General features: G+C 50.1%; 27 protein-coding genes and 1 tRNA gene. 9 read left to right on the plus strand and 19 right to left on the minus strand.

Annotated features, from left to right (window positions below):
* The 6 genes from VGS28_01065 to VGS28_01090 form a co-directional block, all read right to left on the minus strand.
* Nucleotides 1-1,030: 5'-3' exonuclease H3TH domain-containing protein (locus VGS28_01065; GenBank protein HEV2412377.1), on the minus strand; the 1,030-nt coding region annotated here is incomplete at its 3' end.
* Nucleotides 1,031-1,043: 13 nt separating this feature from the next.
* The gene (locus tag VGS28_01070; protein HEV2412378.1) at nucleotides 1,044-2,138 is read right to left on the minus strand and encodes a polyprenyl synthetase family protein; all 1,095 of its coding nucleotides are present in this window, start codon (nucleotides 2,136-2,138) and stop codon (nucleotides 1,044-1,046) included.
* Nucleotides 2,139-2,152: 14 nt separating this feature from the next.
* Nucleotides 2,153-2,758 (minus strand): hypothetical protein, encoded by a 606-nt coding sequence (locus tag VGS28_01075; protein ID HEV2412379.1) that lies wholly within the window; start codon nucleotides 2,756-2,758, stop codon nucleotides 2,153-2,155.
* 56 nt (nucleotides 2,759-2,814) lie between these two features.
* Entirely contained in the window at nucleotides 2,815-4,110 is a 1,296-nt protein-coding gene (gene rpoD / locus VGS28_01080; protein ID HEV2412380.1) for an RNA polymerase sigma factor RpoD, read from the minus strand.
* Nucleotides 4,088-5,854: a DNA primase gene (dnaG, locus tag VGS28_01085; GenBank protein ID HEV2412381.1), complete on the minus strand. Its 1,767-nt coding sequence runs from the start codon at nucleotides 5,852-5,854 to the stop codon at nucleotides 4,088-4,090. The genes rpoD and dnaG overlap by 23 nt, the downstream gene beginning before the upstream one ends.
* A 25-nt stretch (nucleotides 5,855-5,879) precedes the next feature.
* Nucleotides 5,880-7,550 carry an ABC-F family ATP-binding cassette domain-containing protein gene (locus VGS28_01090; protein ID HEV2412382.1) on the minus strand — a complete coding sequence of 557 codons (1,671 nt, stop codon included), beginning with the start codon at nucleotides 7,548-7,550 and terminating at the stop codon, nucleotides 5,880-5,882.
* A gap of 172 nt (nucleotides 7,551-7,722) precedes the next feature.
* On the opposite strand from VGS28_01090, the gene VGS28_01095 reads away from it, so the two are divergent.
* Nucleotides 7,723-8,328, plus strand: coding sequence for a hypothetical protein (locus VGS28_01095; GenBank protein ID HEV2412383.1), 606 nt, complete (start codon nucleotides 7,723-7,725; stop codon nucleotides 8,326-8,328).
* Here the strand turns inward: VGS28_01095 and VGS28_01100 are convergent.
* Genes VGS28_01100 through argS form a run of 4 tightly spaced genes read right to left on the minus strand, consistent with a single transcriptional unit; the run spans nucleotide 8,305 to nucleotide 11,338 of the window.
* Nucleotides 8,305-8,631 (minus strand): MmcQ/YjbR family DNA-binding protein, encoded by a 327-nt coding sequence (locus VGS28_01100; GenBank protein ID HEV2412384.1) that lies wholly within the window; start codon nucleotides 8,629-8,631, stop codon nucleotides 8,305-8,307. The two genes, VGS28_01095 and VGS28_01100, sit on opposite strands and share 24 nt — an antisense overlap.
* Entirely contained in the window at nucleotides 8,618-9,193 is a 576-nt protein-coding gene (orn, locus tag VGS28_01105) for an oligoribonuclease (GenBank protein ID HEV2412385.1), read from the minus strand. Before orn ends, VGS28_01100 begins: the two co-directional genes overlap by 14 nt.
* Nucleotides 9,183-9,605, minus strand: coding sequence for a peptide-methionine (R)-S-oxide reductase MsrB (gene msrB, locus VGS28_01110; protein ID HEV2412386.1), 423 nt, complete (start codon nucleotides 9,603-9,605; stop codon nucleotides 9,183-9,185). Before msrB ends, orn begins: the two co-directional genes overlap by 11 nt.
* 8 nt (nucleotides 9,606-9,613) lie before the next feature.
* The gene (gene argS, locus VGS28_01115) at nucleotides 9,614-11,338 is read right to left on the minus strand and encodes an arginine--tRNA ligase (GenBank protein ID HEV2412387.1); all 1,725 of its coding nucleotides are present in this window, start codon (nucleotides 11,336-11,338) and stop codon (nucleotides 9,614-9,616) included.
* Between the two features lie 121 nt (nucleotides 11,339-11,459).
* Between argS and VGS28_01120 the strand changes: the two genes are divergently transcribed.
* Together VGS28_01120 and VGS28_01125 are read left to right on the plus strand one after the other, a co-directional pair.
* Complete coding sequence (locus VGS28_01120; protein HEV2412388.1) at nucleotides 11,460-12,023, plus strand: hypothetical protein; 564 nt, start codon at nucleotides 11,460-11,462, stop codon at nucleotides 12,021-12,023.
* Between the two features lie 4 nt (nucleotides 12,024-12,027).
* Entirely contained in the window at nucleotides 12,028-12,402 is a 375-nt protein-coding gene (locus VGS28_01125) for a hypothetical protein (GenBank protein ID HEV2412389.1), read from the plus strand.
* Here the strand turns inward: VGS28_01125 and VGS28_01130 are convergent.
* The 4 genes from VGS28_01130 to VGS28_01145 all read right to left on the minus strand — a co-directional run bounded on the left by VGS28_01130 (nucleotide 12,392) and on the right by VGS28_01145 (nucleotide 15,074).
* Nucleotides 12,392-12,880, minus strand: a complete 489-nt coding sequence (locus VGS28_01130; GenBank protein ID HEV2412390.1) for an NUDIX domain-containing protein — start codon at nucleotides 12,878-12,880, stop codon at nucleotides 12,392-12,394. The two genes, VGS28_01125 and VGS28_01130, sit on opposite strands and share 11 nt — an antisense overlap.
* A 124-nt stretch (nucleotides 12,881-13,004) precedes the next feature.
* Nucleotides 13,005-13,928: a hypothetical protein gene (locus VGS28_01135; GenBank protein HEV2412391.1), complete on the minus strand. Its 924-nt coding sequence runs from the start codon at nucleotides 13,926-13,928 to the stop codon at nucleotides 13,005-13,007.
* The gene (locus VGS28_01140) at nucleotides 13,928-14,962 is read right to left on the minus strand and encodes a Shedu anti-phage system protein SduA domain-containing protein (GenBank protein HEV2412392.1); all 1,035 of its coding nucleotides are present in this window, start codon (nucleotides 14,960-14,962) and stop codon (nucleotides 13,928-13,930) included. The genes VGS28_01135 and VGS28_01140 overlap by 1 nt, the downstream gene beginning before the upstream one ends.
* Nucleotides 14,963-14,984: 22 nt before the next feature.
* Nucleotides 14,985-15,074, minus strand: a tRNA-Ser gene (locus VGS28_01145).
* 84 nt (nucleotides 15,075-15,158) lie between these two features.
* On the opposite strand from VGS28_01145, the gene VGS28_01150 reads away from it, so the two are divergent.
* A complete protein-coding gene (locus tag VGS28_01150) occupies nucleotides 15,159-15,965 on the plus strand; it encodes an ABC transporter ATP-binding protein (GenBank protein HEV2412393.1) in 807 nt (268 codons plus the stop codon).
* The gene (locus tag VGS28_01155; protein ID HEV2412394.1) at nucleotides 15,962-17,188 is read left to right on the plus strand and encodes an ABC transporter permease; all 1,227 of its coding nucleotides are present in this window, start codon (nucleotides 15,962-15,964) and stop codon (nucleotides 17,186-17,188) included. The genes VGS28_01150 and VGS28_01155 overlap by 4 nt, the downstream gene beginning before the upstream one ends.
* Nucleotides 17,189-17,192: 4 nt before the next feature.
* Here the strand turns inward: VGS28_01155 and VGS28_01160 are convergent, their stop codons facing one another.
* Nucleotides 17,193-18,254, minus strand: a complete 1,062-nt coding sequence (locus VGS28_01160) for a bifunctional phosphoglucose/phosphomannose isomerase (GenBank protein ID HEV2412395.1) — start codon at nucleotides 18,252-18,254, stop codon at nucleotides 17,193-17,195.
* 73 nt (nucleotides 18,255-18,327) lie between these two features.
* On the opposite strand from VGS28_01160, the gene VGS28_01165 reads away from it, so the two are divergent.
* Nucleotides 18,328-18,864, plus strand: a complete 537-nt coding sequence (locus VGS28_01165) for a hypothetical protein (protein ID HEV2412396.1) — start codon at nucleotides 18,328-18,330, stop codon at nucleotides 18,862-18,864.
* 22 nt (nucleotides 18,865-18,886) lie between these two features.
* On the opposite strand, the gene uppS is transcribed toward VGS28_01165, so the two are convergent.
* The 3 genes from uppS to VGS28_01180 all read right to left on the minus strand — a co-directional run bounded on the left by uppS (nucleotide 18,887) and on the right by VGS28_01180 (nucleotide 21,650).
* A complete protein-coding gene (gene uppS / locus VGS28_01170; GenBank protein ID HEV2412397.1) occupies nucleotides 18,887-19,639 on the minus strand; it encodes a polyprenyl diphosphate synthase in 753 nt (250 codons plus the stop codon).
* Between the two features lie 67 nt (nucleotides 19,640-19,706).
* Nucleotides 19,707-21,353, minus strand: a complete 1,647-nt coding sequence (gene groL, locus VGS28_01175) for a chaperonin GroEL (protein HEV2412398.1) — start codon at nucleotides 21,351-21,353, stop codon at nucleotides 19,707-19,709.
* 24 nt (nucleotides 21,354-21,377) lie between these two features.
* Nucleotides 21,378-21,650, minus strand: coding sequence for a co-chaperone GroES (locus tag VGS28_01180; protein HEV2412399.1), 273 nt, complete (start codon nucleotides 21,648-21,650; stop codon nucleotides 21,378-21,380).
* Nucleotides 21,651-21,799: 149 nt separating this feature from the next.
* On the opposite strand from VGS28_01180, the gene VGS28_01185 reads away from it, so the two are divergent.
* Nucleotides 21,800-22,162: a hypothetical protein gene (locus VGS28_01185; protein ID HEV2412400.1), complete on the plus strand. Its 363-nt coding sequence runs from the start codon at nucleotides 21,800-21,802 to the stop codon at nucleotides 22,160-22,162.
* 5 nt (nucleotides 22,163-22,167) lie between these two features.
* Here VGS28_01185 and VGS28_01190 read toward each other — a convergent pair whose 3' ends face one another.
* The gene (locus VGS28_01190; GenBank protein ID HEV2412401.1) at nucleotides 22,168-23,508 is read right to left on the minus strand and encodes a UDP-N-acetylmuramoyl-L-alanyl-D-glutamate--2,6-diaminopimelate ligase; all 1,341 of its coding nucleotides are present in this window, start codon (nucleotides 23,506-23,508) and stop codon (nucleotides 22,168-22,170) included.
* A 100-nt stretch (nucleotides 23,509-23,608) separates the two neighbouring features.
* Here VGS28_01190 and tsaD point away from each other — a divergent pair, with 100 nt between their 5' ends.
* A complete protein-coding gene (tsaD, locus tag VGS28_01195; GenBank protein HEV2412402.1) occupies nucleotides 23,609-24,673 on the plus strand; it encodes a tRNA (adenosine(37)-N6)-threonylcarbamoyltransferase complex transferase subunit TsaD in 1,065 nt (354 codons plus the stop codon).
* Nucleotides 24,674-24,838: 165 nt separating this feature from the next.
* Nucleotides 24,839-26,901: valine--tRNA ligase (locus tag VGS28_01200; protein HEV2412403.1), on the plus strand; the 2,063-nt coding region annotated here is incomplete at its 3' end.

The following is a 26,901-nucleotide window of genomic DNA, read 5'->3' on the forward strand; positions in this document are numbered from 1 at the left end:
TTGCACTTACCCACAAATGGCTTGCCTCAGGGTCTAAAGCCACTATGCGAGGCTCCCCGGACTTAAAGTTCTGTTTCTCAAGTTCGATCAGAGTAGCGTTAGAGAGTTTCTGGCTGCCATCAATCGCCTCTGCCTCAGCCAACTCACTGGCAGGAAGTTGCGATTCAACCTGCCTGAGTAAACTCCTAAATTCGAGCTTCCGAAGCATTGATACGAACGTCGGGTTAATCCCGTCGTGAAGCTCCGCCTTCTTAAGATCAAGCTTCAGAGGGACATCGGTCATGAGTGTCACGAGTTTCTTGCTGAGGAAGGCCATATCTTTGTCTTTCTCAAGCTTCGCTCTCAGGGTCGGTTTGATTTCATCAAGATGCTCGTAGACCCCTTCGAGAGTCTTATACTTCTTAATAAGCTCGAGCGCAGTTTTCTCCCCTACCCCACCTACGCCTGGAATATTGTCACTGGCATCACCCTTGAGTGCTTTAACATCAACATGCTGGTGAGGATCGATACCATACTTTTCTTTAAAGTACGCCTCATTGAAGAGTTCAATATTGGTGAGCCCTTTCTTCAGTGTATAGATGTGGGTATGCGAGTTAATCAGCTGGAGTACGTCGAGATCACTCGTAATAAGATAGCTCTCGACGTCATGCTTGCCGGCCTGCATAGCAAAAGCAGCCATGATATCATCAGCCTCAAAATCGTCTACTTCATAAAACGGCCAGCCGAGAGAATCGAGCAGCTCCCGCAAAACCGGTATTTGTGCGTAAAAGTCAGGTGGCGGTGACTTGCGACCAGCCTTGTACTCTGGGTAGAGGGCTAGACGGGCACGGACATTGGTCTTCGGTTTATCCCAGGCCACGCAGACATAGTTTGGCTTGAGGCGCTTAATTATCTCAAGGGCCATAACTGCAAATCCGTAGACACCACCAGTCGGCGTACCATCCTTGGTACTCAAACCAGGCATGGCATAGTAGCCACGGTAAAAAACCGACTTACCATCAATAATGACCAGGCGCTTACGAGCACTCATGGTTTCAAGTATATCAAGATCGGATGGTTATCTGCTTCTCTATTAACTGAAGGACGTCGTTGAGATACTCACGGCCTGCTCCCGACCATGACTCAGGCATCTCGTCTAGCATCTTCCTGGCTCGGCCGAGATAAACGGTCGCGGTCTCTTGGGCGTGAGCGAGAGCGCTAGTATTTTTAAGGATCTCTCTAGCCTGTTCTAACAGCTCATTGCTCAACTGTTGGTTGCCGAGAGCCCCACGAAGTGTCGCCTGATCTTGGCTGGAGCCGTGGGCGAGTGCATATGTCGTTAGGATAGTCATCTTCCCTTCGGAGATATCGCTTGAGACGGACTTACCAAGCTCTTTTTCGCTACCAAAGACACCTTGGATATCGTCAACGACCTGGAACGCAACACCCGCCTCTAAACCAAACTTAGTCAGAGTGTCTAAATCTTTGTCACTCGCTCCTGCTAATATGGCTCCGAACTGCATCGGATTCACAAATGAATAATGGGCAGTCTTCAGCTTGGCAACAGCCATGGCATCATGCTCGGTAACATCGTCCCGCATCTCTTCAAGGGCGTCTCGTAGCTGGCCAAAAATCGTATGCACTAAGTTCTGATGGAGACTCTTAAATGCCTTCGCCCACTTCTGGGGTTCAATCTCCATATCGTCGATCGTCAGCTCGGCCATATGGACACCGAGAAGACCGGCTGTCATACCCATAGCCTGACCAAAATGGACTTTGTCACCATGCAAGTGATGGTCGTCGTAGTACTTCTCGAATAGAAGGTGTGCCGTTGGCCCACCTCGACGAAGTGGTGATCGATCAGCGATGTCATCGATTACAAGTAGATAGGCATGGACCATTTCAAGTGCGCGAGCCGCTTGGATAATCATGGCTTCGTCCTTGCCACCAAACATATTGTAGGTTGCCATAGCGAGCGAGCCACGCATACGCTTTCCACCTCGCGCTAGGATAGACATAACGATTTCAAGTGAGTCGTGGGCATAGTCGCCGTATGTTTTACGGACCTGTTCCAGAGCTTTCTTACAATAGTCATCGATGTTGGCATCGATCCTATTCCTGTAAGATCCGGTTTGGTAGTTGCTGGTTGTGGCTGGCATACCGATCCTTTCGATTACGTACTTAACAGATTAATTAGCTCGCGACTTTCGCCCAAAAAGGCATCGAGGTCGCTGCCGCTATTTACAAAGATCCGGGTAGCGTGGGCTTTAACATAAGAAAGATCCATCTGCACCTCTTTTGGAACTCCAGGTTGAGGTTTCCACTGAAGAGCTTCCTGAGCTTTGAACTCAGCGAGGGTCGTTTTCTTCTCGCCCGGGCGAAGGGATTTTAAGTTACGCTGATGCCGCATCGTGTCACTAGCTTCAACCCATATGAGATCTCCATGATGTGCCAAGATAAAATCGACTTCAACAGGTGCGCGAATACTCCAAAGGACGAGGCCCTTGTAGTGTTTGCCTGCTCTTTTTTTCTCCTCAAACTGCTTGAGGGCTTCTTTCAATATAACGTCTGGACCATACGTCGTACGTAGCCAGTTAGAGGTCTCCGTCATATTGGTCACTGAGATCGGGTCGGGTTTGTCGCTGTGGCGTTTGCGGGCAAAGTCCCGAAGAAAATCGCCAAATGAGATACCGAACCAACCCTCTTGCAAGAAGAGATCAGCCAAACTGTCCTTACCACCTCTGGGAAGTCCGCCAATGCCAACGATCTTATCGCTCATCTATTACTACAAGGTAGCATATCTGAACAGAATTGTGGGTACATATATGATTCAAATTATTTGAGGTAGTCGTGTAGTTTGCGAACTTCGGGGTGTTTGCGTAGTTTGCTCAGGGCTTTAGCCTCAATCTGGCGAATACGTTCGCGAGTGACGTTAAACATTTGTCCCACTTCTTCAAGTGTATGGCTCTTACCATCCTCAAGCCCAAACCGCATCCGCAAGATCTTCTGCTCGCGTTCGGTGAGTGTATTGAGGACCTTGCCGACCTGCTCTTTGAGGAGTTGGCCTGTAGCAGCCTCTTCTGGAGTCTCCGCCTCCTCGTCGACAACGAAGTCACCGAGCGCAGAGTCATCATCGTCATCCCTAACGGAGGCGTCGAGTGAAGTGATGTCTTGCTTAATGCGCATAATGTACTCGACTTTTTCAGGTTCCATCTCCATCTCATGCGCCAGTTCATCTATGGTCGGCTCACGATTTAGCTCCTGAGTAAGACGTCGCTGGGTTCTAAGCAACTTATTAATTGTCTCAACCATGTGGACAGGGATACGAATAGTACGGGCTTGGTCGGCAATTGCCCGGGTGATTGCTTGACGGATCCACCAAGTCGCGTAGGTTGAAAACTTAAAACCCTTATCTGGGTCAAACTTTTCAACGGCACGTAGAAGACCGGTGTTCCCCTCCTGGATAAGATCCAGGAAGTCGAGCCCGCGGCCACTGTAACGTTTAGCAATGGAAACTACCAGGCGCATATTGGCCTCAGCCATCTTGTCTTTGGCGATTCTATCCCCTGACCTAACTCGCTGAGCAAGGGCAAGCTCTTCCTGTGGTGTCAGAAGGGGGATTTTACCAATCTCGCGCAGGTATAGGCGAACCGAGTCATCTGATATCTCATCCATACCTTGTGAGGCAGTTGGCTCCCAGACGGGCTCTTCTTCAACAACATCCTCCGTAATTTGATCGACATCTTCATCCTCAGGAAAGTCCGCAGGCTGGTCCGCCTCTTCCGCATCGTCAGGAAGATGCTCATCGCTAGCCACTACTTCATCTTCGATGATCGGTTTAGTCGCCTTTTTGGCACGAGCAGGTCTTGCCTCAACCTTTTTAGCGACTGGTTTTTTAGTGGTGGGCTTCTTCTCTACTTTCTCTTCTACTTTCTTCGCTGTCGCTTTCTTGGCGGCCTTTACTTCAACAGCCGCCTTCTTTATTGGCTTCTTTTCAACAGGTGCCTTAGTCGCCTCTTTGCGTTTCGTAACGACCTTAGCCACACGAGCAAGTCTCGCCGACATCTTTGAAGGCGCTTTGGTGGCCGCTTTTTTGGGTGATTTGGTTTCAGCCTGCTTCTTTTGCGCCATACTGATCTCCTTTAATTATGCGTTGCACTTCTTCTTTTAGTCTCTGCGTTTCACTCTCATGGCCCTGCGCCTCAGAAGAAGCCAGTTCACGGCTTAGATTGTGTAGCCTCTCTTTTTGTCTCTCTTTTTTGATTCGTGTTGCCAACTCCTGGGCAATGAGTAGCGCCTCTCCATCTGTGAGCTGACTGTGTTGCTCCTCGGCGCGTAATACTATTATTTTAACATAGGTTGCGATAGATTGTAAGGGGTCAGGCACGTTGTGGGTCAGGTCGCTTCTGACGTGGTCTGCCATAAAGCCCCACAGCTTCTGTCGTTCCTGGCCGTGGAAGTCACCACTGCCAATACCGCGAGTTAGACTATCCCGGATTTTCGGGAAATAAAGGGTCAATGCTAGGAAGTTATCTTCATGAACATTTGTATTAGCCTGATAGGTTGGCGCTTTGTTCGGTTTAAGAGTCTTCGCGTTTAACTTTTTAGCGCCGGAAAGCTTCTGGACCAAGCTCTGGACCGAGACATCCAATTCCTCGGCCACCTTCTTAAGGTAGTGCTCCTTCTCAACCGGATCCTGCAGCCGATCGATGACAGCCAATGACTTAGAGCTAAAGCGACGCTTGCCCTCACCGGTCGTAATATTCGACTCCCCCCGATACTTGTCGATCAGCCAGTCGACGGCATAGGTCGATTCACTGATGATTGCCCCCCATTTATCGGGGTCTTCTCGAACAAGGTCATCAGTGTCCTTGACTCCCTCGGGAAAAGTGACGACCGACAGCTCAATACCCATTTCCTGAGCCAGAACAATAGCCCGTTCGGTTGCCGTGATACCGGCATTATCGCTGTCAAAAGCCAGTTTGATGTTGGGAGTTAGACGAGCTAGTTGGCGGACGTGATCGGCTGTGATAGCCGTTCCAGCCGTTGCCACTACATATCTGGTCCCTGCCTGGTGGGAGGCAATAACATCGAGATTACCTTCAACGATAACAGCCTGGTCGTGCTGTCGAATAGCCTCCTTGGCCAGGTGCAGGCCAAAGACCTGCCGGCTCTTGTCGTAGAGAAGTGTCTGGGGGGTATTGATGTATTTTGGGGCATTTTTCTGGTCAACAAGCAGTCTAGCGGTAAAACCAACGACTCTCCCCTGCCCGTCACACAATGGCACCATAATCCGTCCACGGAACATGTCACTGGGGCCACTGGCTCGCTGGACGAAGAGACCAGCTTCACGTAATTCTTTAACACTGAAACCTCGTTTGAGGAGAAACTGGACTAAACTACTGCCCTCGGTGGGAGCGTAACCAAGCCTAAATTCTTCGACAGTCTTCTTATTGAATGATCGTTTCTTATAAAGATACGCTTGAGGAGCCTTCTGCTTGCTGAGCACAAACTGGTAAAACTTGGCAGCCATCTCAAGTGCCCCGTAAAGACGTTCACGGCGCTGCTGTAGTTCTTTACCACGGCCATCCTGATAGGCTGGTAGATCAACCCCAGCCTTTCTCGCCAATATCTCCAAGGCTGCCCTGAAGTCGATCCCTTCCATCTCCATAACAAAGCTGAAAACATCACCGCCACGGTTTGATGAGAAGTCGTGCCAGATCTGTTTTTCGGGACTGACAATAAAGCTTGGCGTCTTCTCATTATTAAATGGGGAGAGCGCCTTGAAGTTGCGTCCAGCCCGTTTGAGTTCGATGTACTCACCCACCACATCCTCGATGTTGAGCTTCGAGCGAACCTCCTCTTTGACATCCATAACTTTTATTATATCTGGTTTCGTCTTAAGGAGTCACAAGCGGCTTCAGCACAAGTTCTTCGCCCTCAACATTTTTAGCAAAGTAACTGTCGTGGCTGACATAGATAACTGCCCCCCGGTAGTTAGTAAGGGCATTTTCGAGTTCTTCAATCGAAGGGAGATCGAGGTGGTTAGTTGGTTCATCGAGAATCAGTAGATTTGGGTTACTAGCGAGCATCTTGATGATCTGTAGCCGCGCTTTCTGGCCGCCGCTCAGTTTCTCGACGAGAAGACGACTGTCTTCGCGTGGATCGAAAAGGTAGTCGTGCAGGACTCGCTTAACCACTTGATCACCCGAATCAAGCTTGAGGTCGCTGTATACCTTTTCGACTGCCTCCGCCAAAGTCAGCTGCATAGTATCTGCAGTCAGTTCTTGTTCGTAGGCACTGAGGCGCAGTTTTGTGCCACACGTGATACGGCCGTATAGCAGGGTTGGTACCATCCTCCCTTGGTTGGTCAGTTCAATAGCATGGACGAGCGTTGTCTTACCGGCTCCGTTACGACCGACTAATCGCAGACGCTCACCATGTTGCAGCCTGAAGCGTAGTGGTTGAAAGAGTGGTTTGCCTCCGTAACCAAGTTGAAGGTCTTCGATATCCAATAACTCACTCGAGTGTTTATCGGCGTGGGTTCTGCAGATACGGATGTTCTTTGCTTTGAATTTCTCATACTCTTCACCGACGTCTTTACGCAGCGCTTCGGCTGACTCGCGGTCTATCCAGAAGCTCGGCTTCTCCATCGACTGCTTAATCTCGTCATACTCCTTCAGTAGCCGGCGTTCCATAACTTCAAATGGATTCCGTTTGTCCGCCGTCCCGTGCCAAGAAGGTTTTCGCGATCTGGCCCAAGCGATCTTTCTCTCCAGGTTATCGAGCGTCTTTAGACCGACGTGATAGTCATGAATCTTTGCGGTGGTCGTCGAAGCGTTCTGTTTCAGATAGGCCTGGTAGTTACCGACGAAGACGGTGGCTCGTCGATCCTTGATCTCAATGATCTTATCGACCCACTGGAGAACATCCCGGTCGTGGGTGATAACCAAAACGGTATGCCTCGTCGCTTTTAGCCAATTGACGAAGGCCTCTTTTGCCACAAAGTCCATGTGGTTCGTCGGCTCGTCGATAAGAGCAATATCGGCATCAGCATGTTCAACCCGGACAAGTTCGACGAAACGCTTCTGCCCGCCCGACAGACGGCCCATGGGTCCGTTGGTCATGGTTGCAGTTATCTGGTAAGCTCCGAGGCTTGTAATGATACTCTCTTCAATGTGGTCGTAGCCGAGATGGTGGAAACGATCCAGGGCACTACTGTATGCTTCAATCTTTTTCATATCCTCACCCATGGTTTCGGGGTAAGTCTCTATAATCCGTGCCAGCTGCTTATATTCAGGAAGGTTATCAAGTACATACTGGATAACTGTCTGGTCAGCTACTGCATGGTGCTCTTGGGCCGTGCTGACAAGACGGGTCCCGCGAACTACGTTAACCGCCCCACTGTAGTCGTTGTCTGTACCTGAGAGCATATTAAAGAGAGTCGTTTTACCTACTCCGTTACGACCGATGATGGCCACCTTTTCTTTAGCTTCTATTGCAAAGTGCAGATTCCGAAAGAGTTCTTTTGTGCCAATAGTTTTGGCTTCAATATCGACATTGAGTAACATAGTTTATCCCGTTGATGTTAATTAAAGAAGAGAGTCAGCCGAAAAGTCCCTAGCACGTTGCTAAGAAGGGTTGGGCTGTGGGAATAAACCGTATCATGCGCTTAGCATATCAGATAGTCTAAGAAGTCACCAACTCTTAGCCCCTGACACGCGAATATGCTTTAATAGACGTATGAATAATCCCCTGGCTTCTTTTGGGCAACAGACTCCAGGTTATCAACCAATCAACAACAACCCTCAGCAGAGAAAGAAGTTCGGGTTGATGATGTTGGGTGTTTTTATTGTCTTGCTTTTCGTCCTCAGTTACCTTGTTTTTGGTACCACCTCCAGCCCAACCAAGACCGCTATGATCAACGCCGACGCTGTTCAGACCGTCATGCTCAACCTTATCTCGAGCAGCGGTAGCCAGCTGACTGACCCAACGACCCAGAACTTGAACGAAGAGCTACAGCTGACGCTAACTAGTGACAACCAAGCACTCTCCAACGAGCTCCAGAAAGTGTACGGAGTCAAATCGGTCTCCAACGCTGAAGTTCAAGCAGTTACCAACCCCGATGCCAACGGTCTCATCACTAGTGCGGTTAGTGACAGTACGTTAAATGCAACCTATAGCTCTCTGATAGCCAAGTATCTTGCTTCTCTTGATAACTATCTTGTGGCCGCTTATAGAACAGCACCCGGTACTTCGAAGACTACGCTCAAGAATATTGTCTCCCAAGAAGATAAGAATGCAGTGCTTCTCTACGAGAGCTTCTCACAGAACCACCCCTCCAACTAAGATATACGAGTGAGTTATAAGATCGTAAACTTCTTGGTCGCTCAGCTGGCCACTGAGAAGGACCGTGTTCCAATGTTTCTTATTGAGGTGATAACCCGGCATGACGCTCTCGTAACGTTCACGTAGTACGGTAGCGAGATGCGGATCACATTTAAGACTGATACGCATTGGCTCACCACCTTCATCTAACAAGGCGAACATCTTATCGTTAACCTTATAGACGGCGACTCCTTTGCCGAACGGAAATTCTTTGACAGAGCCAGGAAGTTTGAGTAGAAAGTTTTCAAGCTCAGGTCGCTTCATCGCCCTTCATTTCCACTAAGTTTGGTAGCTCACGTAGGTAGTACTCGAGTTCAGCGATACTCTCACGAATATCGGCGAGGGCTCGGTGGTTTTCTTTCTTTTTATACTCCATCCCGAAACGTCCGATCATAACAACTTTCCACGCACTGACATCAAGCATTCGGTAATGTAATCTGCTCTCAAACTGCGGCCACCATTGTCTGATAAATTGGCGGTCGGTGTGAATAGAATTTCCAGCCAATAGGGCCGGCCCATCGCCGTAATGTTTGTTGATTAGTGCAAGCAGCTTCTTCTCTGCCTCAGTCTCAGGGATGCCCGTTTCGGCACAGTTGAGCAACTGCTTTTTGAGTTCGGGGCGCGCCCGAAAAAGTGGGCCTCTCATTAGACGATCGGCCTCCTCAACATTCTGAGCTACGCTTGTCTCTAGCGAATCGAACTCCTTAAATTGCCAATCCGTAATAATAGCAGCCACTTCTACGATTCGATCGACTGCCGGATTGAGACCGGTCATCTCAAGGTCTATCCAGAGTAGCTTCGTGGGTGTGATTCGTTTAAGATCCATCTTTTGCGGCTCCTCCTTTTTCGTCTTTTGGTTGAAAGTTGAGAGCTACTGAGTCAATACAGTAATACTGACCGGTTGTTTGATCATGAGGGTTATCGAACACGTGACCAAGATGGCTGCCACAGTTGGCACATGTCACCTCGGTCCGGTGCATACCATAGCTATCATCGTCCTGAAAGACGACAGATCCTTTGATGGCATCGTTAAAACTCGGCCAACCTGAGAGACTATCCATCTTCGTCTTTGAGTTGAACAAGACCGCGCCACAGGCAGCGCAACGATAGAGCCCGTCATCTCTGTTGTGCAAGAGCTTGCCGCTATACGGGAACTCGGTCCCCTTCTCCCGCAGAACATGATACTGCTCGGGGGTCAGTTTCTTGCGCCACTCGTCTTCACTGAGCTGTACCGTCACAGTCCCCCCTACATCTTTGAAGGCACTTCTATGCCAAGGACCTCCAAGGCAGAAGCGTGAACTTCTTTAATGTTGTTTAGTAGCCACAGACGCAGTGGTTGAATCTCTTTTGACGAATCGCTGATCGATACATCCTCGTAGTAGCGATTAAAGAGCCGAGCCAGGTCGTAGGCATATTGGGCAACTCGGTGCGGCTCATAAAATTCGAGTGCTTCTCGGATCACCTGTGGATAGCGAAGTAGGTGCAAAACGAGCTCCTTTTCGGCAACCCAGTCATATCCGCTAGGCATAAATCGACCCGCTTGTCCGAGCTTGTCCAGAATAGCCTGAGCGCGAACGCCCGCATATTGGACGTACGGGCCAGAATGCCCTTGCAGACTGAACATTCGGCGCCAGTCGAATAGGATGCTCGTTCGTCGGTCCTGAGCAAAGTCGGTGAATTTAACCGCGCCAAGTGCAATCTTCTTGATATCTTCCCCAGTGACTTGGTGACGATTTTCCTGGCTGACCATCTGACGGGCATGGGTTTCCGCTTTATCGAGTAGCTCCTCAAGCAGGATAGTACCTTTTCTTGAGCTTATCTTGCTACGTGTTCCGTCATCATTGAGCTGGTCAATCATTCCCCACCAGACATGCTCGTAGTCAGTTTTGTAGCCCAGTTTGTCAGCTAAGGCAAAGACCTGGGTAAAATGGAACTGCTGCTCGCTGCCAACTAGGTAGATAACCTTGGCAGGATGCCATCTCTCCCAGCGATACTTTAGTGTAGCCATATCACTAGTCGCATATAGAGCGGCTCCGTTACTCTTTTCAATCAGAATGGGGGTTTTAATACTGTACTCATCAAGTGGCACGATAACCGAACCGTCTTCTTGCTTGATGGCAACACCCTTTTCTACTAGCTCAGTCACCATCCGCTTGCCCTCTGCGATGTAGAACGACTCGCCAAACTCTTCATCGGTCTTTATGCCAAGCCGATGCATGACCTGGTGCATATGCGTGAGTGAGATCTCATTAAACCGTTTACTGTAGGCCGTAGCCTCAGGGTCTCCTTTTTCAAGCTTGAGTAACCACTGCTGAATCTCGTCAGCCAACTCATGTTTTCCATGCTCGGCTTCGTACTTCAGCTCAGCGGTCACTTTAATGTAGACCCGAGCTAGTTCGTAGATACCATCCTTGTTCAACTTCTCCTCAGAACTAAACCGCAGGAAACCGACAACCCATTTGCCAAACGGAGCACCCCAATCGCCGAGATGGTTGTCACTCACCGCCTGATAACCGGCCGCTTTGACCAAGTTGTATATCGCCCAACCTTGATTAGAGGCTCTCAGGTGGCCAACACTGAATGGCTTAGCCATGTTCGGGCTTGGAAATTCGACTATGGCAACTTTGCCCTTACCTTCGCGGGACTCGCCGTAGCGTAGCTTTTCTTTGCCCACTTTCTCTAGATCATTGTGAAGCGCAGCGGCCATACTATCCGACTTCAACCAGATATTGGCGAAGCCAGCTTTCGCTTCAATCTTGTCGATATCTTTGTGCCTGAACTCACTGGCGATCTGCGTAGCCATAGCCTGCGGGTCTCTGCCAAACTCCTTGGCGAAAGCAAAGCATGGTACGGCAAAGTCAGCTCCAAATTTCGGGTTGGCCGGCTCGACGACAACAGGAGTCTTTGCCTGAAGAAGACCCTTAACACCGCTGGCAATCTCGGATTGAAACCGCGCTAGAAAATACTGCATAGCTAGAGGTATTATAGCAATCCCACCCCAGATCGAACATACTCAATGAAACACAGCTCGTTTCTTCTGACTAACAGATTGAAATATCATAAGCTTTATGATATAATAGTATTGCTATACCATGAAAACAGAAACTTTAGAACGACCTAGTCTAGTCATGCCGACCAACCGTGAGGTTGGGAAGATTGCCATTACGTCTGTGTCGAGCGAAAAAGAGACTCCTCAAGGGATTGTCCATTCGGCAGTACCAGGCCCAGAGGTTTATCTACCGAGTAACTACTTGCGCGGTGGTGACTTTGCGGTGCCCTCAACTGAGATTAGGACGTTCCGTGGGCATGATGCTCTAGTGGTTCCTCTCTTCGCTACTGACAGTCAACTCAACCAGCTGTACCTGGCTGCATCGCGTGGTAGACAGGCCCGCGTCGACAGAATGACTCTGGAGATGGCAGTAAGAATTCTAGATACGACTGGAGCCGAAGGGCTGCATCATATGCACGGCACTCAACTACCAAGGACGGTTTTCTATAACGCCAAACCAGGTGGCCTACAGGTCTATATGACCTCTATAGGTGACGTTGAGGCCGATCGACCGGTGCTAGCGGTAGTCGGGGCCACGGGAAGTCCGCGGGATGAACTTAAACTCTTAAACGCCATCGGCGGTCGACGATTAAAGGGACGCGGGTAACCACATGGGTACTGGACAGCACGAAACACTGGTCATGCGCGACAGCCTCTTGTTCGGGACACGAGTTGACGAACGGACACATCTTGCTTCGACGGCTATGTTCTTTGTTGAAGTGTCACAAGATGGCAGCTCGACAGCGGTTTACAAGCTGACCGCAATGAACGAGCGCGACTTTGCGGCATGGAAGTTAGAACAAGAAGTTAATCCTGATGGCGAGACAGATCTTGAAACCACTCACTCACCCCTACTCGTCCGCGATGCCGATCTATCACGGGACGGGCTCGTGACGTTCATTGAAAGACGTTATCTAGACACACGAAAGCCTGGGGCAATAAACGAGATTCGGGACCATCTCGAGGGTCCGATCGTTACAGACTAGTCGACCTTGCCCATTCTGTTCGCCTACCACGTCTCACTGAATCAGCCATGACAAGTTCATCGTAGATGCCATCAATCAGTTTATAATTTTTGGCTTCACGAAGTGACACCCATTCGGCCCTGTCCGTCTCCTCCAGCTGCAACGTAATATCGCCCGAATCGTAACGAGCCAGACACGAGACAACTAGTGACGGCGCTCCATCCTTATGGATGGTCGCAAGGCTCGTCACGTACTCGATATCTTTTATCTCAATGCCTGCCTCTTCGCGAACTTCCCGACGAAGGGCTTTTTCAAGAACGTTATACCAGTACTCCTTGGTCTCTTTGGGAGTACCGATGAAGTCTTTAGTCTCCAAGTGGCCACCGGGGACGGTCCACATACCCGGAAAACGTCGTTTAGTTGCCGATCGTCGCATGATAAGGTACTTATTCCCTCTCGATACAATGGCAGTTATAACGACTTCAAATGTCTCGTGCATGCTTCTAATTTAGCAGACAGCCGTGCTCGGGATAGCCATCAAATCTCTTTGTCGATTATTAACTTGATCAGTTTGGTACCATACTTAGTTCAACTCAGGCATTTATGGTGAGGTAACCTCCAGCTTACGCAAGAAGTTCGTATGCACTAATGAATACTTCCCCCTTGCGAGAAGCGTGTTGTTTCTTACGAATCAGGAGTTCTGGCAGGGGAAACCGATCTTCGAGAACTGCGCTGATATCACCGCCATCCATTAAAAACAAGATCGGCCGATGCTGTGAGTATGTATCAATCGCAGACTGCTGGAATCCGTTAATTGAAAGGAAGAGCCCTAACGTATTCTCAAGTTTACGTCTTATTTTTCCTGAGAATACATCTAGGTCTGCTACAGAGGTTTTTTCTTGGCGCCATCTCGCCTCAAACAGAAACTCTGTTCCATCAAAAGTGAATGCTCCGTCTATCTGTTCGCCAATAATCTTAAACGGCGATTTTGCATCAATATCGTAAAGCGCGAAGAGCTGATTAAGGAGTGATTCAAGTGCATAGCCCCGTTTTTGATGGTCCGGCTCGCGGATTAAGACATATAATACGTCCCTCAGCTCGACCAGCTTTTCGCGTACCGCCTTTTGAACTTGTGCCTTGGCTTCTGCCTCCCTTTGATGTCTGAGCGCCTCATCAGCCTCAGTGCGAAGTTTCTTAAATGGAGCGATTTGTTGTCGCAAAGTATCAAGTGCCTGAACTGCTGCATCATATTTGTTTTCACCGTCTTCGACGCGCTTCAGATGGCTAGGGTCGGTGATCTCAGACGTAGCGAGTATTAGGTCGAGAAGCTCGTCTTGGTACTTCGATTGGTTAGAAGCCATTGTGTCGACTAGTCTGTGAACAACATTTCTCTTGTAGTCAGTCCAGTCTAGCTGCGAAATCAATCCGAAGTCAGGTAAAACTGTACTTAAAAACGCTCGCAAATCTTTCTTATACCAAAATGCCAAGGATAGTGCTTCTTTCAGCGGAAGGAAGATTGCTGGATTGATATACTTTGCATGAGTCACTATTTACCCGCCTTATAAGCATTTTTATCAAGTTGCTTGAGGAAATTGCGCGCCTGCGCCAACAAGTGATCGTAGGTCATTATACGAATACTATGGAGCCTGAAGTTAAGTCCGTGAAGCGCACGTATCTTTTCTTCCTCCCAAGTGTTCGATCTGCCCAGAACGATCGTTGCGCTTGGGTGGTACGCGACAAGTTCCGGGTGATCACGAAGTCCGTTACCTGCCGCTTCGTGCAGGGCATCGAGGTAACGGTGACACTGTCCTATCGCCTTTGAGGCATCAGACGACCAATACCAGTTCTTATGAGTTTTGTCGTAGGATAAGACTTCCATATCTGGCCGTTTTAACTCGATAATATCTCTAAGACCCGATGTCACTGAGTTTAGCAGAATGTCTACCTTATCACCGAGCGCTATCTCCCTAACCGAATCGGTCGTAGTGTAGGTGTTCCCGAATGCCCAACCGTGATTTTTACACCATGCTTGATAAGCCTCCTCGCTGACAACACCTTCATTTAAGTTTGATTCTAGTTTAGCTGCTGCCGACTCCAGTTCCGTCAGGCGTACCGCAAGCTCGAGTCTGTGCAGCACCTCTATGCCCCGAGGATCGGCACTTATCGAACCAAGGACATCTTGGCTCGTTAGAAGTGAAGCCAGTGCTTGACCGACCATAGCAGGATCACGTCCACCAAGATTTGTTGAGGCAACATTATCCAAAGGAATAACGAGAAAGTTGCCGTCACTACTTAAGTCTGCGATCTTGAGGCCCTGAGCCAGAACGTTACGAAGGTGTTCAGCTTCTTCGTGAGTTAGCGTGAACTCAACGGGATAGCCCGCTCGAAAACTACCTGTTTTCTTCTTCCAATATAGAAACTTTGGAGCAAGCCGGTCACCACCCGACCTGCGCACATATTGAAGTAAAAGCTCAAATCGAGTTGTTGTCCCTGAGCCACCTCGAATTACGATTGGTTCCGTAAACGATATATTCGTCGAGTGAGCAGACTTCCTGCCAACTACTGAGGGTTTCTCTGTCATGATGCCTCCTCTTGCACGCATTTGGCGGAGAGAGCGGGATTCGAACCCGCGGTACGGTTGCCCGTACACACGCTTTCCAAGCGTGCTCCTTCAGCCACTCGGACACCTCTCCATGCTATCCAAATTGTATAGATTGAGGCCGTGAAATAAAAGAGGTCGTTGCAATCATCACTTCTTAGTTTTTATAATAGATTAGATGCCTAGGCAAAAAGAGGGTACCACCACACCTAAAGCCGTTATCGAGCTCATCAACGTGAGCAAGATTTTTGGCGTCGGAGACGCTACTACTATTGCCCTTGATAACATCAATTTACGGGTTGAAAAGGGCGAATTCGTGGCAATTATGGGCCCTAGCGGTTCAGGCAAAACGACGCTCCTCAACTTGCTCGGCCTGCTCGATCGACCAACCCACGGGACCTACTATCTAGACGGCACGCCGGTCGCCGAACTCGGTCAGCGACGCCGCGCAAAGATCCGGCGCAACAAAATCGGCCTCGTTTTTCAGTCCTTCAACTTGCTCGGAAAGCTCAATGTGATCGACAACGTTGCCCTCCCACTCACCTACAAGGGGGTCGGGGCTCTACGTCGTCAAAAGGCAGCCAGTAGACTGCTCAAAACGTTCGGACTGCAGGAACGCGAATACTATATGCCTCATCAGCTGGCAGGAGGCCAACTGCAGCGAGTGGCTATTGCCCGAGCGCTTGTTAACAACCCCGCTATCATTCTGGCCGACGAGCCGACGGGCAACCTCGACACCCGCGCCAGCGATATCATCATGCAGGAGCTAGCCAGCGTCCATCAGCACGGCAACACCATCATCATGGTCACCCACAACCCCGCCTTGACGATATACGCCGACCGAGTCATACAGATGATCGACGGTCGTATCGAACACGACTCTAAACATCCACCCAAAACAAGGAGCAAGCTCCCAAAACGACCGCTGGGTACAAAGACTAAGAGCAAATCACGCTCACGTACTAAGAAAGCAGGTGCTTCGTGATCCGTGTCGATGTAAAGATAGCCTTTGCGGCTTTGAAAAGCGCCCGAGTTCGCACCACTCTGACGATGGTTGGGGTAATTATCGGGGTCTCATCCGTGACACTTATCATGGCGCTCGGGGCTGGTATCAAACGGGAGATCAGTACCGAAATCGACCGCTTCGGAAATAATCTGCTCGTAATTCTGCCCGGGGCCAACTCATTTTCAAATGGTGCCCTTTCAAACATCAGTCTTTTCGGTAACTATGCCTCGTCCAGTCTGACACAAAGCGACGTCTCAGCCATCCAAAAAGTACCCGGGGTGACCGCCGCCATTCCTATGATGTATGTCAGTGGCAATGTTAACCACGGATCGACCTACCTCAACAGTCCGACTATCGTGGCAACATCCGACAAACTGCCGCAAGTTTTCGGGCTTGGGATGACTTCTGGCGGTTTCTTCGACCCGACAATTACCAATAAGAATGTAGCAGTAGTCGGTCGCCAGGTTGCCCAAACTCTATTCGGTGACCAGGAGGAGGCCGGCGAAAGCATTAATATTCGCGGCCAACAGTTCACCGTTATCGGCATACTTAACGGTGGACCAGCTAATAGCAGCTTCGCAGGTCTCTTACCAAACCTTAACAACTCCGTCTTCATCCCGCTTGCTGCTGGCGCCAGCTTCTACCAGGGCAACATCCAGCTTCAGCAGATCGACATTAAGATCGCCAGCTCAGATCACGCTCAAGACGTGATTAGCGCTATCAGGCATACTGTACTTGCCCAGCATGGCTACCAAAGAGATTTCACTATCGTCCAACAGCAGCAAGCGTTAGCCACAACCAATGTCATTATCAGAGCACTAACAACCTTTACGGCTGCTATCGCCTCAATCTCACTCGTCGTTGGCGGTGTTGGTGTTATGAACATAATGCTCGTGTCAGTAACTGAACGAACCAGGGAGATCGGTATTCGTAAGAGTATCGGTGCGACAAACGGTCAGATTCTTGGTCAGTTCCTGACTGAGGCGATGGTTATTAGCCTTGGTGGTGGCGCAATTGGTTTGGGACTCGCTTACTTAATTAGTGCGATCATCAGCATCGAGCTCAACTTCTCACCGATCATCACCGCTCAAATTGCAATAGTGGCAGTCGGCGTCTCTTGCTCGGTGGGGATCATCTTTGGTATCGCACCTGCCTTTAAGGCCGCCCGTAAGGACCCGATCGAAGCTCTTCGGCGCGAGTAAAGTTCTATAACTCGCGAAGCTCTTTCTTAAGCTTTTCAACTAGGTCTACTGGTGTTGGGTTGACCCCGTTTAGAATGGCCAGATAGACGCTTGTCACGTCGCCAAGCAGGGTCACCCAAATAAGCTGCTCCAAGAGCGAACTACCTTGGGCCTGGATCTCGATGGCTTCGGGACGCATACCGGAAAGCAGCTTGTTGCCAAGCACAAAACGTTTCTGAATCTCTGGATGGTCAAAGCTAGAGATAAGATCGAAGACGACGAATGGTTTCTCGATCGGATGGGAAGTCCAGCCAAGAAACTCATTATGATCAAACTCGGACATCTGGTTACAAAAGGCTAGGTTCTTGGCGTTTTCGTTGCAGTTAATCTTCCATTTGTAGGCAGCCGCATAAAGAATGCCGCCATAGATGACTGGCGTCTTGCCGACCATCTCCTCGGCCAGCTTTTTGGGCGTATTGCTCTTGGTTGGGATATGAGGGCCCCACTGCTCCGTAGCGTGTGCAAGGGTATCAGCAACCTGGCTCAATTCAACAGTCGCTCCATGATAGAGGCCAACAGCCTGTAAGATTGTCATCAGTGCCTTGAGATCGTAGAAGACACAGGCTCTCGGTTGTTCGCCATCTGGTATGAGGGCACATGGAAGATTTTGGGCTTTGGCTCTCTCCAGAAGCATGCCGCCTGACGTGACAACCGCCAGCCGTGCACCTTTCTTCTGAGCGTCCTCCATGGCATCGAGCGTCTCCTCAGTGTTTCCCGAGTAACTGGAGACAATGACAAGGCTGCGTTCGTTAACGTAGAGCGGTACAGTGTACTGACGACATATCTCAAACGGGATATGCAGACCCGGCCACACCCTCATATACTCGGCGGCCAGAGCAGATCCGCCCATACCAAGGACGACGACGTTGTCGACCTGCTCTTTCTTGGGTAAGGCCTTGCCGGTGAGATCGAAGGTATGCTTAAGCTGGCTGACACCATCAAGCATGATGCCGAGCATGTCCTGTGGGTCTTTTTGGGCAACGTAATTCAGGTCATCAAGCATACTTTCTCCTCGCTTCGCGACCATATTCACAAAGCATATGCTTATATGGTACAGTAATGAGCAAGAACGGTATACTAACTATCTTAAGAGGTGGGCAATGGCAGACGCAGATGAAGCAAAAACTGATACACCGGTAACTGACGATCAGGAACTGGCCAAGGTTTTAGCGAGCATGAGTGGTGGAGCACAGCAGACACCACCAACATTGACACATGGGGTGACGACTATCCAGCCGCCTGCGAGTGCGCCCCAAGTGGCACCGGTAGACAACTCAGCCGTTCCTCCTCCCCCACCACCGCCACCTCCTCCTGCGCAGCCTGTCGCCGCTGCAGCGCCGGTCGAGCCAGTTGCGGCTGCCGCTCCCGCAGTAGCTATGCCGAATGATCTGGACCAGATCAAGAAGATGGCTCTTGAGGAGCTTCGGCCTATCGTCGAGAAGCTTGAGCTGCCTCCAGAAGAAAAGTTCGAGGCATTACTCCTAGTCATCCGATCAAGTGATGACAACTCTTTGGTTAAAGCAGCCTACGATGCCGCTGAAGGTATCACCGACTCCGCTAAAAAGGCTCAGGCCTTATTGGATGTCATCAAAGAGATTGAGTACTTCTCCGCACAGCGTGGCGTGGCCGCTGCTTAAAACTCAGCAGCTGAAAAATAGACTAATGCGTCGCTCCAAAGCGGCGCTGTCTTTTATCATAGGCCTCAATAGCTACATCGAGATGGGCTGGGTCAAAGTCCGGGAAGTAGACGTCGACAAAGTAGAGTTCCGCGTATGCCGCTTGCCATAGCATGAAGCCGCTGAGACGCTGATCGCCGGCGGTTCTTACGATAAGGTCTGGGTACGGGTATGGTTGGCCGGCTGTATCGAGATACTCCTCGTAAGTCTTCTCTGCGCTCTTCGGGTCATCACCATTCCCCTGAGCAAAGCTCTCTGCGCCAATCTTGCCGTCCTTAACGGCTTGTATGATGCGATGGGTAGCCCGCAGGATCTCATCATGTCCACCGTAGTCGAGAGCTAAGTTAAGGATATGGTTGACGTTTGACTTCGTCGCCTCCTCGGCCCACTGAAGTTTTTTCATCAGTTTCTTTGGTAACCTATTCTTGTTGCCAATGTGGATGATGCGCATGCCGTCCTGCTGAGCTTCTTCGATATAGTCATCGATGGCCTTATCGAAAATACGAACTAGGAACGCAAGCTCACGAGCAGAACGATGTTGCCAGTTTTCAGTCGAGAGCCCCCAGAGCGTCAGCGTGTGGATACCGCGTTCACGAGCATGTCGAGCAAGCTCAACACCGCGCTTTAAGCCTAACTTGTAGCCTTCATACGGCGACTTGCCGTTTGCATTGGCCCATCTCGTGTTGCCATCAGGGATGATGGCTAAGTGGTTAAGGGGATGTGCTTTTGCTGTCATAAACTAACCTGCAATTAACTGCAGACCCTTATTATAGGGGTTTTAGCTCTCTGCCACAACGAGGCGACTACATCATCCCCATGCCACCACCCATACCACCGGCGGCGGCTGGAGTCTCTTTCTCTGGCTCTTCGGTTATAAGAGCACCCATGGTCATGCTCGTAGAGGCTATGGAGACGGCATTCTGGACCGCTTCCTTTGTGACGCGCGCCGGGTCAACGATACCAACCGCCTTGAGATCAACTAGCTCATCAGGGCTATTCACGTCAAAACCCCAACCAGTCTTGTTGGCAGTTAGTACCATCGGCAGCTTCTCATCAGCGTTTAGGCCCGCATTAATCATAAGCTGTCGGAAAGGCTGCAGAAGCGCACTCTTAAGAATCTGCTTACCAGCAGCAATGCTGTCATTCTTGTCAGTCTTGATACCCTTGCTGAGGTCGACTAGTGTAACACCGCCTCCAGGTACGATACCTTCAGCAAGAGCAGCCTTCGTAGCGTTGACGGCATCTTCGACTCGATACTTCTTCTCCTCAATCTCGGTCTCAGTCGCTCCACCAACCTTAATGACGGCCACCTTACCTTCAAGAGCGGCAGCCCGCTTCTCACCCTGTTCCTTATCATATTCACTGGAGGCATTGACCACCTGTGCGTGAATCTGGGCAACCCTGTCTTTGACATCCTTGGCTGCACCAGCACCTTCAACGATAGTCGTTTGGTCTTTCGTAACGATGACCTTACGAGCCGATCCAAGCATACTAAGATCAAAGTTATCAAAGGTGGTGCCCTGCTCGTCGCTGACGACGGTAGCGCCTGTCAAAATCGCCATGTCTTGCAAGATATCTTTACGGCGATCACCGAATGATGGAGCCTTAATAGCAACGGCGTGGAAGCTACCCTTGAGTTTGTTCAAGACGAGTACACCGAGAGCTTCGCCTTCAACGTCATCAGCGACAATAACCAATTCTTTCTTGCCCGCTTGGGCCATCGCTTCAAGAACAGGAAGCAACTCTTGGACTGAACTGATCTTTTTGTCCGTTAAAAGGATCGACGGTTTCTCGTAGACTGCTTCCATCCTGTTAGTGTCAGTTACCATATAAGCTGAGACGAAGCCACGGTCAGTGCTGAAACCTTCAACAATTTCCGATTCAAGCTGCAGGCCTTGGCCGTCCTCAACGGTCACAATGCCCTTGGAACCAACACGTTCCATAATGTTTGCTATTAGTTGGCCAATATCTTTATCGCCAGCAGAGATAGTACCTACTTCTGCAATACGACCTTTTTTGTCATTGACGTTCTCAGCCATCTTATCAAGCTCAACTAATACCTCGGCTGCTGCTTGTTCAACTCCCTTACGAAGTTCCATCGGGTTATGGCCAGCGGTAATAAGACGGTTTGCCTCGTTGAGGATGTGGTAGGTAAGAACGGTCACGGTTGTGGTGCCATCTCCGGCGACATCGTTCATCTTGCTGGCTGCCTGCTTGATCAGTTCAGCACCTATCTTATAGCCAAGTTTCTCATCAGAGTCCTCAGACAGCTCCATCTCTTTGGCGACCTTGACACCATCATGCGTGACAGTCGGACCACCGTAGCCTTTGCCGATAACGACATTGCGTCCCTTCGGGCCCATCGTTACCTTAACGGCTTCATAAAGAGCCTTTGCCCCACCGAGCACCCGACGACGAGCGTCGTCATCATAGAATACTTGCTTTGCCATAGTTGTCTGTTGTCTCCTTACGCCTTACTTATTCGTAACAGTCGCGAGGATGTCTTCCTCTTTAATGACTAGGTACTTCTCACTGTCCATCTGAAACTCAGTAGCACTGTACTCTCGGTAAAGTATATTGTCACCCACCTTGACACTCTTCACACTAGATCCAACGGCGACTACCTTGGCAACCTGTGATTTTTCTCTGGCGCTGTCAGGTAGGTAAAGTCCAGACGCCGTCTTAGCCTGTGACTGTACCGGTTGAGCAACGATCCGGTCATTGAGCGGCTTTATGTTTACACTCATATGAGCTGTTCTCCCTTTAAACACGAATCAATACTGTCTATATTAGCACTTAATGAGTGAGAGTGCTAAGTGATTTTTACACGAGCTTTACCCCTACTGTCAAGGTCGATCTGGAGTATACTAAGCGGTAATAAGAGGTATAAGACATTATGGATCAATCAGACGCAGACATCTCGTCTTCACACGCGGCTAAGCATAGATCGGGCTCCAAGCTTGGTCTTTACAGTCTTCTTAGTGGGCTCATTCTTCTTGCGGCAGAGGCCGCTCTTCCCTATATCCCAGGTTGGAGCGGTGTTCTTAGCAATGCTTCGACCAATGCCCCATACGATCTTAGCTACGCTCTCGTTGGGGTTCTGTCGCTCGCCAGTGTGCTATTCCTCTCTATCCCCTCTTTTAAGAAGATCCCCTACCCAAACGTCTGGGGTTTGATCGGCATAATACTCAACGTTCTCGTCTTCGCAACGGCCGTAACTTCAATCTCACTCTTTTACCCGTTCGGTTCGGGTCAGTAGCTAGATCACTTTTTTTCTTTAGTGATAGCCTGCTTATCGGTAGGTTTTACAGGACTCTTCTTTAGTTCGTGGAGTAGTTGCCTGGCCACATCGGCGTCGTTCCAAGGGATCCGTTGGCTACCAATAACCCGGAAACGCTCATGGCCCATACCAGTAATTAGAATGGCATCGCCGCGTCGAGCTATCTGGATAGCTTTCTTAATGGCCTCTTTCCGATCGGCCACCTCGTCCGTCTTACCGGCCCCTCCAACACGCTCGATACCTCGACGAACGTCATCACGGATCACATCGGGGTTTTCTGAATAAGACTCTTCGTCAGTCAAGATGATGCGATCGGCGAATTTAACAGCAATCTCGCCCATAATGGGACGTTTAGCTCGATCCCTGTCCCCTGTCGCTCCAAAAACAAGAATGAGACGGTTGTTAACAAGCGCTTTAACGGTGCTAAGAACGTTCTGCAGAGCGTCGGGAGTATGGGCATAGTCAACGATAACTTCAAAGAGCTGGCCTTCGTTAACATGCTCGAGGCGGCCTGCCACACTCTCGAGTGACTCCACGCCCTCCTTGATCTTAGCCAGATCGACATGCAGAAGATAGGTGGCCGCCACCGCCGCGGTTGCGTTGTAGACGTTGAACTTACCAGGCAGCTTGTTATGGAAGTCAAACTTGACCGTGCTATCGATTCGCAGGCGGATATCACTGCCAGTCCGGTGTAGTGCAGCGTGCTCAATGCGACATTCGGAGTCGCCATCTGTACCATAATCCATCTTGGCTTCCTTGGCGTGGTACTCATTAAAGTAGCTAAACCATTGATCGTCACGATTGAGGACGATGAAGCGTGGCTCACGAGCGAAGAGTTTGGCTTTGGCGGCAGCGTAGTTTTCCATTGAGCCGTGGTAGTCGAGATGGTCCTGGGTCAGGTTCGTCATAACTGCCACCTCACACGGGATACCCCACAGCCGATGCTGGATGAGGGAGTGAGACGTGGCCTCGAGAATTAAGAAGTCGCAGCCGGCCTTCTTAATGTCTTTAATCAAGCGCTGGAGCCGATCACTTGGGATGACTGTCATATTGTCTTCATTCGGGACGACCTTGTCTCCAAACTGGTAAAAGGCGGTCGAGATGATACCCACTCGATGTCCTCCGGCTTCCAAGATCTTGCCAACATATGCAGCAGTCGTTGTCTTGCCGTTGGTGCCAGTGATCATGACGACACGTAGCTTCCTAGCAGGGAAGCCGAATCGAATATTAGCAATGACCGCTTCTAGCAGGTGATACTTGTTAGCTACGCCCTGCTGGAGCCCTCGTGGCAGTACGCTCTTTACCTTGGTCTTCAATCTGTCCATAACATAATGTCGTCTTAGGCGCTTATCTTACGATACACCAATCAGGCTATCCCTGCACGCTTGCTCAGCCATCCGTTATCAGCTACACTTAACCTCTGTAATGATCGTGCTTGGCATTGAGACGAGTTGTGATGAGACGGCTGTCGGTATCGTTCGCGACGGATACGAACTCCTCGCCAATACCGTCCATAGCCAGATAGATATTCACAAGGCATTCGGCGGTGTGGTTCCAGAGGTGGCTGCTCGCAGTCATATTGAGGTCATCCTACCAGTCTTAGAGCAGGCCATGTCAACGGCCAAAGTGAGCTGGGAGGATATCGACGCTATTGCTGTCACCTACGGCCCGGGTTTGATCGGCTCGCTTATGATTGGAACCCTAACTGCCCGCACACTTGCCATCGCCAAGCAAAAACCTCTCTATGGGGTCAACCATGTCGAGGGGCATGTCTATGCCAACTTCATAACCAAATACCCCGCCCCAATCAACTTCCCCGCCCCCAAAGTACAGCCTAAATTCCCGCTGCTGGCTCTGATCGTCAGTGGTGGGCATAGCCAACTAGCTCTCTTTAAAGATCACTTCGACTACTCACTACTCGGCCAAACTCAAGACGATGCCATCGGTGAGGCGTTCGATAAGGTAGCGAAGATCATCGGCCTCCCCTACCCTGGTGGTCCGTCGATCGCAAAGGCGGCGGCTAATGGTGATCCACTAGCCTATGAATACCCGAAAGCAAAAGTACCCGGTACTTACGACTTTAGCTTCTCAGGCCCCAAGACAGCCGTTCTTAGACACGTTCAGAGACTCGTTAAGAAGCCGATCGACTTTCCATCTTACCAGTTAGCTCCCCTGCTCTCCGAAAGGCAGCGTAACGACGTAGCCGCTAGCTTCCAGCGGATCGCCATCGAGACAGTCGTCGACAAGACGGTTGCTGCCTTCAAGGCCTTCGAGCCCTCTTCCGTGGTCATTGCTGGAGGTGTCGCAGCCAGTGGCGAGCTCAGACGTCAGCTTGCCGAAAAGCTCCCCGCTGCTATCACCTACATCGCTCCCTCCCTCTGTACCGACAACGGTGCCATGATCGCCGCGCTAGGCTGCTTTAAGGTAGGTCGCATGATCAAGCCGACCGATCCCCTCTCTTTACGAGTCGAGCCCAGCCTTTCCATGTGAACCACATCTTCAATCTGAAGCCAAGATTGTACCTCGGGTTAATCCGAGGTACAATTGATCTTGAAACAAAAACGTGTGAGACAAAAACGAGTTTTGTTTTCTTTTTGTTCCAGTTAAGCGTAACCGGGATTGTTGAGTTTAAGCTATTTCGTGTGAAATCAAATTATGAAGCTAGCCAAAGTCTACGAACCTAAAGAGTACGAAGCGACTACCTACGCCCTATGGGAGTCATCCGATGCATTTCGCCCGAAGGACACCCCTGGAGCAAAGCCGTACTCAATAGTCATGCCACCACCCAATGCGAACGGCCTCCTACATACTGGTACTGCGATAACCGTACTTCTAGAGGACATCCTTATCCGCTACCATCGCATGAAAGGAGACCGCACTCTCTATATCCCTGGCGCCGATCATGCCGGCTTTGAGACTTGGGTTGTCTACGAGAGGATTCTCGAGAAAGAAGGCAAGAGTCGATTCGATTTCTCACGTGATGAACTCTATAAACAGACCTGGGACTTCGTTGCCAAACAGAGGAGCAATATGGAAGTCGGCCTTCGCGCCCTCGGAGTCAGTTGTGACTGGGATGCTCTAACTTTTACTCTAGACGAAAACGTCATCGAACGAGCCTACGAAACGTTCAAGAAACTCTGGGACGAAGGTCTTGTTTACAGAGGTAAGCGGCTTGTCAATTACTGCACAAAGCATCGAACGGGTTTCTCGGATATAGAGGTTGAACATGTAGACCGTAAGACGCCGCTCTACTATATGCGCTACGGTCCTTTTGTCGTTGCCACCACCAGACCTGAAACCAAGTTTGGCGATACCGCTGTTGCTGTTCACCCCGATGATAAACGATACAAGAGGTATATCGGTAAAGAGATCACTGTTGAGGGCCTTAACGGACCATTCAAGTTAAAGGTCGTAGCCGATAAGTATGTCGATCCCGAGTTTGGTACCGGTGTCGTCAAGATTACACCCGCACACGACTTCAATGACTGGGAAGTTGCCGAAAGACATAACCTGCCGGCGGTTCAGGTCATCGGGCTTGATGGCAAACTCACTGATAAGGCTGGTCGATTTGCTGGCTTGACGGTTTTAGAGGCTCGAGAGCAGGTCGTTAAGGCACTCGAAGAGAAAGATCTACTCGTCAAAGTCGACGAGAACTATCGAAATAGGGTAGGGGTCTGCTATAAGTGCAAGACCGTTATCGAGCCTATGTTGATGGACCAGTGGTTTGTCAAAATGGCACCACTAGCCAAGCAGGCCCTTAAGACGGTTAAGGCCAATAAGATTAGATTCTATCCGGAGAGCAAGAAGCGCGTACTGGTCAACTACCTTGAAAACATCAAGGACTGGAATATTAGCCGCCAGATCCCATGGGGTATCCCTATTCCTGCGTTCCAGAACACGAAAGATCCTGAGGATTGGATCTTCGATACTGCCGTCGACAAAGAGACAATCAAGAAAGGCAACAAGACCTATCGTCGAGACCCCGATACCTTTGATACCTGGTTCAGCTCAGGTCAGTGGCCGTACATAGTCACTCAAAACCAAAAGGGGAGAGACTTCAGCGAGTTCTATCCAACGAGCGTCATGGAAACCGGACACGATCTTATCGACAGGTGGGTTTCGCGCATGATCATGCTCGGTCTTTATGTTACGGGCGAAATACCGTTTAGGGACGTCTACCTACACGGCATGGTCCTCGACGAACAAGGCCAGAAGATGAGCAAGAGTAAAGGCAACGTCTTAAACCCACAGGAAGCGATTGATGAGTTCGGCTCAGATGCGTTACGCATGGGGCTCATTGCCAACAGAAGCGCCGGTTCAAATCAGGCCTATAGCTCAGCTGCCACTATCGCCGGCCGCAACTTCTGCAATAAGCTCTGGAACATAGCCAGATATATAGAGGACAAGATAGGGGATAGGTACAAAAACAGAACACCAACACCAATCTCGCTTGTAGATCATTGGTTCCTCGGGCGCCTCAAGACCCAAGCCAACAAGGTAACCAGATTACTTGATAGCTACCGGTTCGCGGAGGCTTTTGAGATTGTTTACCATCTGGTTTGGGACGACTTCGCCGACTGGTACATAGAAGCCTCTAAACTCGAACCAAATGATTCGGTCCTTGCCTACAGCCTCGAGACTATTCTCAAACTAGTCCATCCGTTCGCCCCCTTTGTTACCGAGACCATCTGGCAGACTCTTAAGTGGGAGGACAGCCT

It is taken from the genome of Candidatus Saccharimonadales bacterium (assembly GCA_035945435.1).
Taxonomy (GTDB): Bacteria; Patescibacteriota; Saccharimonadia; order Saccharimonadales; family DASZAF01; genus DASZAF01.